The sequence below is a fragment of the Rickettsia peacockii str. Rustic genome, assembly GCF_000021525.1.
Lineage (GTDB): Bacteria > Pseudomonadota > Alphaproteobacteria > Rickettsiales > Rickettsiaceae > Rickettsia > Rickettsia rickettsii.
Genome location: NC_012730.1, coordinates 1,131,308 through 1,143,164 on the forward strand (window position 1 = coordinate 1,131,308; position 11,857 = coordinate 1,143,164).

Sequence of the window (11,857 nt, forward strand, 5' to 3'; positions counted from 1 at the left end):
ATGTCATTCCTGCGAAGCGGAAATCCAGTCAAGCATATAAAAACAAGTGTTTGTATGGTTATTTTATCAAGTATGTAACTTCTGTAGCAATATTGAAGTTATTTTTCTGGATTCCCGCCTACGCGGGAATGACATTGAGTAGGTTTTCCGATCCATGCAACAATGCCGACTTGATTGCGGGATCCAGTTAAAAATACTAAAATTATATGGATCCTGTGGTCAAGCCACAGGGTGACCTTTTCCTTAAGTGGACACCCATGTGTCTTCGCAGGAATGACATCGACGGTTTTTTTTAAACTATCCAGTAGTATAATAAGTAACACATATTGACCTAGTATTAAATTTAATTAATTTTTAATTTCAAAGCATTTGCAAAAAATGTATAAATATTGATCAAATAATTGGCACTATCTTTTAAATCACTACCACTACCATGCCCACTATCTACACTTCCTAGAAAGTAAGTTTTAGTATTTGGGTTTTTCTCAAGCACATACTCAAAAATTCTTCCATGTCATGGGTGTACACGCTGCTCTAATACTGAATCTGTAATTAACACAGCTTGGTATTTTTGCGTTAAAGATAAATTCTCTAGCGGTGCATATTTTTTGATATGTACTAAATCTTCTACTTTGGAGCACCATATTCTGTACCCCATGAATGTCCTGCTCCGAATTCTTTATATCGTATCGTATCAAGTATCGGCACTTCACATGCTATAGCTCCAAATAAATCAGGACGCTGTGTCATTGCAACACTTACTAGCAATCCGCCGTTACTTCCTCCTTTAATTCCTAAATACTCAGGGCTAGTAATATTTTGCTTTATTAAATCCTCTGCTACTGCAATAAAATCATTCAAGCCGGTTTGACGTTCTATTCCTTGAGTCGCCTTATGCCACTCAGGACCAAACTCTCCGCCACCTCTAATATTAGCAAGAACACTAACCCCGCCATGTTTAACCCATACTTCATTTTCTATGCGAGAGAAATATGGAGAGTTGATTACTTGAAAACCGCTGTATGCTTCAAGTAATGTTGGATTCTTACAATATTTGTACCTTTTTTATAGACAATAAAATATGGTATTTTAACTCCATCCGAGCTTGTAGCTTCCTTTTGATCTACAACATAATTTTTGCTATCAAACGGATATAAAGGCTTTCTAATAACTTTTAATTCATGAGTTTTATCCCATAAATAGATAGTGGGAGGAACTATAGAATTTTCTATAGTAATTAATGCATCTTCTTCCTAATCATCAGACAACATACCAAAAATTGTATTTTCATAAGACAGTAAAGTTACCGGTTTTGTCCATTCATGATTTTCTAATGTAAATGTTACTACTTTTGAAAATAACATTCTCATAGCTAGTTAAAAATACCGTATATTTAGTCATTCCTACAAAATACAATACTTCCCTCTCTGTTGGGGTAAATCATATTTTTAAGCTAGCTTTATCGCTATCTTCTTTTAGAAGATCAGCGTAGTGTATGGCAATAAGTGAACCTGCTTTATATTACTATCTTTAAATTGACAATCGGAACGCAGTAGCCAAAATACATATTCTTTAAAAGAACCTTCAGGTATTGCATCTGATGGCATATTTATTTTTTGTAATTTTAAGTTCTCATCTTTAGTATCTAAAATATAATTATCGTAATTATAAAAAGCCTTATTTGCAGATATAAATATTAAAGATGAAGAAATATTATCGGTAAAAGCTTACTGGCTGATACACGTATATAATTCTTTGGTATTTCAAATAGTTTTTTGGCTTTCTCTATAGGTTCTCCTCGCTTCCATATGTAGAGCAAGCTAGGATATAAAGAGTCAGTCACTTCCTCTTGATGCAAAACTGGATAAATATAATAGTATCTTGATCAACCCAAGTAGGGACAGTAAATTTACCTTCTAGTAATTTCCCGCTACTTGTTTTTGGCTCAAAACCATTTTTTACAAAATCTTTTTCTCTAAATCCCATGCTCTAAAAAACATCTCATCCTTACCGCCAAATGACATGGTAATTAAGAAACGATTAGGATTTTGAAAACAATCACTCCCACCTCGATACATTACTTTTTTACCGAGTTTTTTGGATAATTTATCAAAATCGATTAGAACTTCCCAATTTGGTTTATCTTTCGAGTAATTCTCAACCAATGTCCTACGCCATAACCCTTGCGGGTTTTTATAATCCATCCAAAAATTATACACGTAACCTTTACGTATAGCCCCAAAAGGAGTTTTTCTTTGATCATAGCAAACAGATTCTATTTCTTTCTTAACTACCTTATAAGTAGGCATAGATTGGCAAGCCTTTGCTGTTTTATCAGTACGCTCTTTTGCCCATTTTAGAGCTTCAGTTTCTTCTAGAAATTTAGTGTCTTTTGGGTTATATATTTGTTCATTATTACTTCCCATAGCTTGAACACAAAAAATTATAAAATAGTGGGTAATTTTTTTTCATTATTTTAATAAAATCTATTAAATTAAAAGCTTTATTTAAAGTTTTCTTTGAATTAGAATTGTGTTTTATCATACACCTTGAATAACATCAAAGAAGATGCTAGGTTTTGTGGACATTGCTAATTGATTTGCTATTTTGAGGTCTTTTTTAGCGAAAATTAATAAGATTTTTGTAGAAATAGTTATTCATATTTCAAAAAAATCTTATAATTTGTAGCAAAAAATAACCAAAATTAAATCTTTTTAGCAATGTCCACAAAACCTAAGTTAGCACTAGCAAAAATACAAAATATGAGAGTTATGGCTAATGATTTAAGTATTTATATTCATTGGCCTTTTTGTTTGTCCAAATGTCCGTATTGTGATTTTAATTCTCATGTAGCAAGTACTATAGATCATAATCAGTGGCTTAAATCTTATGAAACTGAAATTGAATATTTTAAGGATATTATTCAAAATAAATATATAAAATCTATTTTTGTTTGGGGCGGTACTCCCTCTTTAATGAATCCTGTAATAGTTGAAGGAATAATAAATAAAATCAGTAATCTAGCAATTATTGATAATCAAACCGAGATAACTCTAGAAACTAATCCCACATCATTTGAAACTGAAAAATTTAAAGCATTCAAAGCTGCCGGAATTAATCGTGTTTCAATAGGAGTGCAATCCTTAAAAGAGGACGATTTAAAAAAATTAGGTAGAACTCATGATTGTATGCAGGCCATTAAAACAATTGAGGCGGCAAATACGATTTTTCTACGAGTGTCATTTGATTTAATATATGCACGTAGCGGTCAGACATTAAAAGACTGGCAAGAAGAATTAAAACAAGCTATGCAGCTCGCTACCTCACATATTTCTCTTTATCAATTGACTATCGAAAAAGGTACGCCGTGTTATAAATTATTTAAGGAGGGTAATATGAAATATCCAATTATGCTATGATAGGGTATGAATGTTTGCATAATTTAACTTATTGGAATTATAATAGCTATTTAGGTATAGGCCCCGGAGCTCATAGTAGAATCATTGAATCCTCAAGTTCGGTATCGGCAATTATGATGTGGCATAAACCTGAAAAATGGTTAGATGCAGTTAAAACAAAAAATGTTGGTATTCAAACTAATACTAAGTTAACACATCAAGAGATTATTGAAGAAATGATAATGATGGGTTTACGCCTTAGCAAAGGTATAAATATTTCTACATTAGAGCAGAAATTAAACACGAAATTAGAGCATATTTTAGATATGAATAATCTTAAGCATTATCAAGCGTTAGACTTAATTAGACTAGATAAAATTGTAGAAGTCAAGATTTGATCTTACAGTAAATTATTAACACCTACTTCTCCTTTCCAACTACTCTTGCCTGCATAAAAAGCTTGATCTGTTAAATCATTATGATATTCTTTTTGAATCCCATCCTTATCAATTATGTAATGAACACTTGCACCTCGCTCATCCAATACTTCATGAACAGCCTTAATATCCTTGCTTACAGAATAAGTAATTACTACACAGGTAGGTTTTACTCCTTCCGGTCTTGGGGCCATATATTTACAATTTGGACTATTGGTATTACTAATACCGTTATTTTCAATAGCCTTACTTTTACTCATAACCTTCCTCCAATATATTTAATAATTGTTGACGGTTCAGAATTTACTAAACCTTAACAAAAATTAATACTTTGGTAATGCTAAGTCAATGAAAATTTAAATATTATTCACAAGGTATCGATACTGATCTGACACGTTCAATGATTATTTTTCTAATATTTGTAGTAAATGCTCTAGTTAACGATAAAAGTGCTCTTTCCATAGTCCTTGATAATTCTTTATAATCAAAAGAGACGTCATGTTCATATTGCCCTTCTGCTTCAGCAATATTATTTAAGAAATCACTTTCTATTTCTTTGAATAGATATTCAATTTTATTATTAGGAGTATTTTCATTGTCAGCTTTTAACTTTTCTTCTTCAGAACTATTAAAGAAATATTTTAAAGGCGTATTTAAAACCTTTGCAAAAACATATAACCTACTTATAGGTATATTACTTAAACCTTCTTCATATTTTTTAACTTGGAGAGCACTAATATCGAAAAAGCTTGCCCTAATTCTTTTTGGATAATACCTACAGCAAGACGTCGTTCTTTTAAATGTTCACTTGCGAGTTTGTCTGGATGTTTGATTGAATCATTCATTTTAACAATAAGCTTTAATTAAAAATTAATTATTAATAAAGGCTATTCAACTTTAAATGCAGTATATATTACTTTATATTTAATCAAGCAACTTTATTAAAAATTTAATATAATAATACTAAAACCCTTTGTTATCAAGAATCAAGGCTAATAAATAATTAATTAAAAGTATAAAAACGATGAGTAATAAAATAGTAAAATTACCGAATTGCGAGAATATAGTGGGAGAGATTAGTTTTTTAGGAATTAAACCTTGAGTATCATTTATTTCATTTAGATTTAGTTTTTTTATTGTTCTGCCAAAAGGATCTACTATAGCTGAAATACCGTTATTCGCTACTCTAATCATAGGTAAACCGTTCTCTACGGCTCTACTTCTACTAATATGAAAATGCTGATATGGACCGCTGGATTTCCCATACCATGCATCATTTGTAATATTAATTATTACATCGGCTATTTCATTATTCGTCCGTACAAAATCAGGAAAAATAGATTCATAACAAATTAAAGGTTTAATTTTAAGATTATATTTTTCAAGATAAACAAGCCCTCCGTTTCCTTCTTTATAATCAATTAAACCATGAGTTAATTTTTTAAACGGTAGTATCTTTTTAAGGGGCATATACTCACCGAAAGGTACTAAATGTGATTTATGGTATTCAAATAATTTATGATTATTTTTATCAAGAGCATACATAGCTGAGTAAAGTTCAAACTCATCACCTTGTTTTTTATTATCCGAAATTCCTCCTGTTATCAAAATAGCATTTGTAGAATTTAGCATTTTTAATAATTTTGATTTAACTTGCGGTATATCATCAGGTACTACTAATGCTGCCTCAGACCAAATAATTAAATCGGTAGGTTCCAAATTTTCCGATAAATTAATATGTAGCATTAAATTATGCCAAAATTCTTCTTCATTCCATTTTTCGGTTTGAGGTATTGAAGGTTGCACTAATCGTACTTTTATATCAGTGAAATTTGTATGGTTATTACTTAGCCTTACTGCTCCATAAATGACAATGATGGTTAATACTAGGACTGAACTAGCTAGTAATATTTTTAACTGAGTAAATTGCTTGCTAAATAAAGGATAAGCTGATGTAGAAATATATATAACTATAAAACTAAGCCCATATATCCCTATTATACTTAAAGGCTGTATTAAAATATCTGAAAACGAAAAAGCATAACCAATCAAATTCCAAGGAAGACCGGTAAAAATCCATGAACGTACCCACTCAAATAATACCCAACATAAACAGAATATAAATTGGTAATATTTATTATTTTTAGCAAAAAAACTAAGCGTACAGCTTGCCGATATAAAGCAAGCTAAAACTATAGGTAGTCCAAATAACGCAAAAGGAATTGCCCACCAAAAATCTGCAATATAAACGCTAACACCGATACTTATCCAATATATTCCACTTAAAAAATGCCCAAAACCGAATAAATAACCAAATTTTGTGGCTTCTTGCCAATTTTCGGATTTTTGAACTATATAACATAAGTAAGATAACGTTAATAATGCCGGTATAAAGAAAGTCGGAGCAAAAACTAAACCGCTTAATATCCCTAGCAGTAAACATATGATTTTAGGTTTATACATTTTTATCGATTATTCGTTTACAAAATAATACATCATGCTATCATTTCAGCAAGTTTTAATATAATGAGTAAATAAATGACTACAGGATTACTACAAGGAAAAAAAGGCTTAATTACAGGTATTGCAAATAATATGTCAATATCGTGGACGATTGCACAGCTTGCTAAAAAACACGGAGCAGAGCTATGGTTTACTTATCAATCGGGAGTACTAGAAAAACGAGTTAAACCACTCGCTGAGGAAATAGGTTGTAATTTTGTTAGCGAACTTGATGTTACGAAGCCAAAATCAATTAGTAATTTATTTGATGATATAAAAGAGAAATGGGGTAGCTTCGATTTCTTACTTCACGGTATGGCTTTTGCCGATAAAAATGAATTAAAAGGACGTTATGTTGATACTAGCTTAGAAAATTTTCATAATTCTTTACATATATCATGTTACTCTCTTTTAGAACTCTCAAGGTCCGCAGAAGCCTTAATGCATAACGGCGGAAGCATTGTGACATTAACTTACTACGGCGCTGAAAAAGTTATACCTAATTATAACGTTATGGGAGTAGCCAAAGCTGCACTTGAGGCTAGTATAAAATATCTAGCAAACGATATGGGAGAAAATAATATTAGGGTAAATGCTATTTCGGCAGGACCTATCAAAACTTTAGCATCTAGTGCAATAGGTGATTTTAGTACTATGCTTAAATCTCACGCTGCAACCGCACCGTTAAAACGTAATACTACCCAAGAAGATGTAGGAGGAGCAGCAGTATATTTATTTAGTGAATTATCTAAAGGTGTTACCGGTGAAATCCATTATGTAGATTGCGGTTATAATATTATGGGAAGTAATAAATTATAAATTATTGTAGGGATTAATGTCATTCCCGCAAAAGGCTTGCTTGTGTAGACCAATAAAATCCACTGTGTCACCCCGTAGCTTGACCACAGGGTCCATAAAAACAATAAAAATACTAATAATATTAGTATTTTAAGCTAGATCCCGTGAATAAATCACGGGATGACAACTGTATTTTCAAGTCACACAACAAAATCATCACAATCCATGATTTCTTTTGTTGAGGTGTTCAGGTTTTGGAGGAACAGGCGGTTTTTTAGATTTTGCCTGAACCTTTTTAGCCTCTAACGGCAATGCCAGATTATTGAATCTATTTAACTCTTTTGAGATTTGTTTTAACTGTTCTTGTACTTCTATCTTTAAAGGAGTATGAGAATTTTTCATTTCACTATTTATTATTGTGCCTATTTTCTCAAGATTTTCTTTAGAAATAGAATATGATTTTATACCTATATAATTAACAATCTTTGACCACCAAGTTTGTCCTTTATCTAATCCTTGATATATTACATCTACTAAATCATTTTTTTTGAATGTTAATATATAATCAGAAGCTCCTTCTAAAGATTTAGATAAATGCCTTTTTATTTCTCCTTGTCTCTTATCTTCAATATTTACTTTTTTGTCTTTCTTGAGTTTTGTTATTGCTTTTTCAATTATTGAAGATATCTTAGTTTCTTTTCCTTCATGTGCTTTATTTTCTAAATTTTCTTTGGTATTAAAATTTATATTAGTTCCTATTTTAGCATCTACTAATTGTTTAGCATACTTACCGTTAGGATCTTGTATTTCTCGCTCTATCTCAGCGGATTTTAAACCTAATTTTGTATATATATCTGATTCTCGGAAAAGTGGAGCATATAATAAAAAATTAATACTTTGAGCTATTCTACTATCTATCAAATCTTTAGAATCTCTTTTGGGATAAAATTTTTCTTGTAAAATACGATAGTGATCTAATATTTCCTGTGTTATATCTTTTACATCAAGAGATTGTAATTCTCCTTTATCATTAAATTTTGCTTTCATACCTGAGCGTTTGGCTTCCAATAATAATATTTCTTGAAAAACTTTATTATTAGGAATACGACAAACGAAATTAGGATCGTTATCCGGCATTAATTCATTTGCATTTTCCATTATTGCTTGATTGAGTTTATGTAATTGCTCTTTATTAAGTTTTTTATCTAACAAACTTATAAAAGCTTCTCTTTGTTTTTGCTTACTTGCAGTACTAAAAGTCTGCTGCATCTTTTGCAAAACAACAAAATCAAAATTTTTGTTACCTATTTCTTGGATAACTAAATTTGCTAAATTTTTTGTTTCAGTATTCACTGTTTCTTTTTTATTTTTTGTAGCCATATTTAGTATTAATCTCACTTATAATTATTTAAATAATAATGATAGATTAAATTAATTTCTAGATGTTTTTACTATATTTATAATCAAAACTTTAAAACAGTATCTAGCCAGTCATACTGGTTCTGAGCTATTACCCAAAATTTCTATTGATTCTATTGTTTCATTATGCGATTGACTATGCATTACTAAATCTAAAATATTTGAAGATGCTAAATTGCTAATATAAACACCTTGTACATCATTTAATACATAATCAACCACTAATAATTTAGAATCAGCAGAAGTTCCATATAATGACATTTTTGCCTCAAATAATTTTTTAAATGTATCTAATTCAAGTAATTCTTCACATACAATGTTCTTTAATATCTCTACTTACAAATAAACTCATTATGCTTCGTGCTAAACTATTTTGAATATACAAGTCTTTTAAGCATTCAATAAAATGTTCAAAAAAATTTAGTTCTTCAAAAGGAATGTTGAAATCAGGTAATAATTCTTGATATAATTTTTTCTGCAATTCCTTTTTTTCAATTAGTTCTTCAAAAGGAATGTTGAGATCAGTGAACAATTCTTGATATAATTTTTTCTGCAATGCCTCCTCCTCAAATTTTTTCAAATAGAAATTATCAATTAATAGCTTGTAAAGCTCAAGTATCCCACTAGGAAAGTTAATTTTCAAAGTTCCTTTTTTATCAATTCCTACAGTAAACCTGTTTTCTTTTGCTTCTAAATATATTAGATCTCGCAATATACTATCCTCTTTTGTTCTACGAAGTAAAAAAGCTGTATCTTTAGAATCAACTAAATCTAAAGCATGTTTCATTATTGTTGCATTAAGCTCATGTAACATATTGTTAGATATCACCTCTGCTGCATCTGCTAGAAAAGATTTTTTATCATCTATTTTTAATTTCCTTAAATTTTCTAGAACTTCTACAGTTATTTCACCTTGTTGAATTTTTTTTAAGTAACTCATAATAGTTGCTAAATTTTACTTCTTGATTTTTGTTGCATCCTAACCCGGCATAAACATTGCATCCTGATTCTTGCTTTTGAGCTAATCCAGGATATTCTTTTTCAATTTCTCTAGGTTTACTAATACAAGAGCTCATAATGTCTTTTAGCTTCATATAATTTATTCCTTACATTTAATAAGGAGTATTATATTTAGTTAAGAAATATTAACAAGTACTTTATAGAAGATTAAGATAAATTAATTTTTATTGAGAGGATGATGCAACAATGCTTTTTTGAGATGATTAGTTTGAAGATGAGTATATATTTGGGTAGTAGATATATCAGCGTGACCAAGCAGCTCTTGAATTACTCTTAAGTCTGCTCCGCCCTCAAGCAAATGACTTGCAAAACTGTGACGTAATATATGCGGAGAAATATACTCATGGTTAAGTCCTGCATAAAGGGCAGCAGATTTTAACAGAATAGCAAAATTTTGCCTAGTCATATAACCCGCTAAAGCTGATGAAGGAAATAAATAAATTAGATTTCTTGGTTTAGCTTTATTCACAAAAACACCTCTAATTGCAAGATATTTAGCAATACTGATAACTGCCTGTTCATTTATTACTATGACTCTTTCCTTATTACCTTTACCAAGTACCGAAAATATTTTTCTTACTTCTCCTGTAGACGTTTTATTAGTCAGAATATCAGCAAGCTTAAGACTAACAAGCTCCGAGACTCTAAGACCGCTAGCATAAAGCAAATGAATCATAGCATTAAGCCTGATACCTTCAGGAGAATTATCTTGAGAGCAATGTTCAAGTAACGATTTAATTTGAGCTATAGATAATATTTCGGGAAGTTTATTTTGATATTTGGGCAAATCTACGTTAAGAACCGGATTAAACGCGGTATGGTTTTCGCTAATTAAAAATTCATAATAACTTTTTATAGTTGAGATTTTTCTGTTGATTGAGCGTGCTTGCAAATCATCACTTGCTAGATACTCAATCCAGTCTCTAATATTCTCAGTAGTAATATTTAATTCGGATAATTTGTGTTTAGCAAGATAATTTTGAAAATCGAATAAGTCACGCTTATAGCTAAGTATAGAATTTTTTGACAATGCTCTCTCGGCTAAAAGCATTTCTAGGAATTGCACAATAAATTCCATAAGATGTTTTAATTTCTATAATGGAGGCCAGGGTCGGAATCGAACCGACGAATAGAGGATTTGCAGTCCACGGCATTACCACTTTGCTACCCAGCCTAATAAGTGTCATACCACAATCCTATGTCATTCCTGCGAAAGCAGGAATCCATAAACGGATAATTGTATTTTTACTGGATTCCCGCTTTCGCGGGAATGACATAAATACTACCAACATCCATACAAAAAAGCAACTATTTTTATATTAAACTCCTAATCCTTGCAGGATATTTAAACGATTTATCCTTCATACAATTCAAGAACTGGCTAACTGAATCTACTATATCGTCATTTTTAATATGGGGAAAATTCAGTAATTCCTTTAAAATTATGCTTTTGTTTAGGTATTAGAACACTAGCTGATTGAAATAAAGGAACTACCGAGGCGAATCTTGTAACTTTATCAAAGCTTGGCTTAATCCCTATCACTCTAATATTACCACCTAAAAATCCTATATCTTGAATCAATTGTTGACCACTTGCTTTATCTTCGATTAATATAAATTTTGGCTGATATTCTCTAGCTAATTTTTCCATCAAATTCTTAAGCTCAGGATAATTAATTTTTTTCCGTACTAATGATACTAGATGATATTTCTGCATCCCCCATATATTACAAACACTATAATCGGAATCTTCGGAACTCTTAATTGCCGTATCCCAGCTGTGCACAAAATAATCAAATCTTGAAGGTAGATTTTCATAAAATCTAATATCTTCCATATTCAGTAACGATGACCTTTGTGCTATCGGTTCTTGTAAATATTGAGCATTATCATTATAGCTACCTATTTCCTGCTCTAATTTCATTAAACAATCAGGAGGTTCTTTAATAGCTGTCTAATAACTTTACCACTAAGATATTGATATTCTTTATTCATTAATTTAAAGGAGTAATCTTGAATGCTAATCGCCGGAATTTTTAAATGATGCCATGAATTGCTATTATTAAGTAGATAACCGGATAAATCATCCGTATGCAGACGCTGCATAACTAAAACTATCGCTCCCTTATTACGATTATTTAATCTGCTAACAAAAGTTTGCTCAAACCAATCTATAAACTTTCTTACGTATTTTATAAGAATGAATTTGCGTGGGGTTATGAGGATCATCGATAATTAAGATATCACCGCCCTCACCTGTTGCCGATCCTCCAACCGATGTTG

At 30.8% G+C, this 11,857-nt stretch carries 7 protein-coding genes, 1 tRNA gene and 4 pseudogenes; 2 read left to right on the top strand and 10 right to left on the bottom strand.

Features of this window, described 5'->3' with window-relative positions; all coding sequences use genetic code 11:
- Window positions 1-343 precede the first annotated feature (343 nt).
- Window positions 344-2,426, bottom strand: a pseudogene (locus RPR_RS09285) (prolyl oligopeptidase family serine peptidase).
- Window positions 2,427-2,720: 294 nt separating this feature from the next.
- On the opposite strand from RPR_RS09285, the pseudogene RPR_RS06775 reads away from it, so the two are divergent.
- A pseudogene (locus RPR_RS06775) lies at window positions 2,721-3,796 on the top strand (radical SAM protein).
- Window positions 3,797-3,810: 14 nt separating this feature from the next.
- On the opposite strand, the pseudogene RPR_RS06780 reads toward RPR_RS06775, so the two are convergent.
- The 3 genes and pseudogenes from RPR_RS06780 to lnt form a co-directional block, all read right to left on the bottom strand.
- Window positions 3,811-4,095 (bottom strand): annotated as a pseudogene (locus RPR_RS06780) (N-acetylmuramoyl-L-alanine amidase); the annotation flags it as partial.
- A gap of 438 nt (window positions 4,096-4,533) precedes the next feature.
- Window positions 4,534-4,680 carry a hypothetical protein gene (locus tag RPR_RS08705; protein WP_187145787.1) on the bottom strand — a complete coding sequence of 49 codons (147 nt, stop codon included), beginning with the start codon at window positions 4,678-4,680 and terminating at the stop codon, window positions 4,534-4,536.
- Window positions 4,681-4,798: 118 nt separating this feature from the next.
- Entirely contained in the window at window positions 4,799-6,298 is a 1,500-nt protein-coding gene (lnt, locus tag RPR_RS06790) for an apolipoprotein N-acyltransferase (protein WP_012736996.1), read from the bottom strand.
- A gap of 75 nt (window positions 6,299-6,373) precedes the next feature.
- On the opposite strand from lnt, the gene fabI reads away from it, so the two are divergent.
- Window positions 6,374-7,156 (top strand): enoyl-ACP reductase FabI, encoded by a 783-nt coding sequence (gene fabI / locus RPR_RS06795; protein ID WP_012736997.1) that lies wholly within the window; start codon window positions 6,374-6,376, stop codon window positions 7,154-7,156.
- A 195-nt stretch (window positions 7,157-7,351) separates the two neighbouring features.
- Here the strand turns inward: fabI and RPR_RS06800 are convergent, their stop codons facing one another.
- The 6 genes and pseudogenes from RPR_RS06800 to RPR_RS09295 form a co-directional block, all read right to left on the bottom strand.
- Window positions 7,352-8,515 (bottom strand): DUF5410 domain-containing protein, encoded by a 1,164-nt coding sequence (locus RPR_RS06800; protein ID WP_012736998.1) that lies wholly within the window; start codon window positions 8,513-8,515, stop codon window positions 7,352-7,354.
- 111 nt (window positions 8,516-8,626) lie between these two features.
- Window positions 8,627-9,648: pseudogene (locus RPR_RS06805) on the bottom strand (DUF5410 family protein).
- 83 nt (window positions 9,649-9,731) lie between these two features.
- The gene (locus RPR_RS06810) at window positions 9,732-10,652 is read right to left on the bottom strand and encodes a site-specific tyrosine recombinase XerD (protein ID WP_012736999.1); all 921 of its coding nucleotides are present in this window, start codon (window positions 10,650-10,652) and stop codon (window positions 9,732-9,734) included.
- A gap of 21 nt (window positions 10,653-10,673) precedes the next feature.
- Window positions 10,674-10,748: transfer RNA gene (locus RPR_RS06815), tRNA-Cys, on the bottom strand.
- Between the two features lie 234 nt (window positions 10,749-10,982).
- A complete protein-coding gene (gene terL / locus RPR_RS09290) occupies window positions 10,983-11,498 on the bottom strand; it encodes a phage terminase large subunit (protein WP_228368843.1) in 516 nt (171 codons plus the stop codon).
- Window positions 11,498-11,803, bottom strand: a complete 306-nt coding sequence (locus RPR_RS09295) for a hypothetical protein (protein ID WP_026053075.1) — start codon at window positions 11,801-11,803, stop codon at window positions 11,498-11,500. The genes terL and RPR_RS09295 overlap by 1 nt, the downstream gene beginning before the upstream one ends.
- Window positions 11,804-11,857 lie beyond the last annotated feature (54 nt).

Coding starts and splice junctions, on each gene's coding strand:
- RPR_RS06810 (WP_012736999.1), bottom strand. CDS start 10,652: ATGGAATTTATTGTGCAATTCCTAGAAATGCTTTTAGCCGAGAGAGCA.
- terL (WP_228368843.1), bottom strand. CDS start 11,498: ATGAAATTAGAGCAGGAAATAGGTAGCTATAATGATAATGCTCAATAT.
- RPR_RS09295 (WP_026053075.1), bottom strand. CDS start 11,803: ATGATCCTCATAACCCCACGCAAATTCATTCTTATAAAATACGTAAGA.
- lnt (WP_012736996.1), bottom strand. CDS start 6,298: ATGTATAAACCTAAAATCATATGTTTACTGCTAGGGATATTAAGCGGT.
- RPR_RS06800 (WP_012736998.1), bottom strand. CDS start 8,515: ATGGCTACAAAAAATAAAAAAGAAACAGTGAATACTGAAACAAAAAAT.
- fabI (WP_012736997.1), top strand. CDS start 6,374: ATGACTACAGGATTACTACAAGGAAAAAAAGGCTTAATTACAGGTATT.
- RPR_RS08705 (WP_187145787.1), bottom strand. CDS start 4,680: ATGAATGATTCAATCAAACATCCAGACAAACTCGCAAGTGAACATTTA.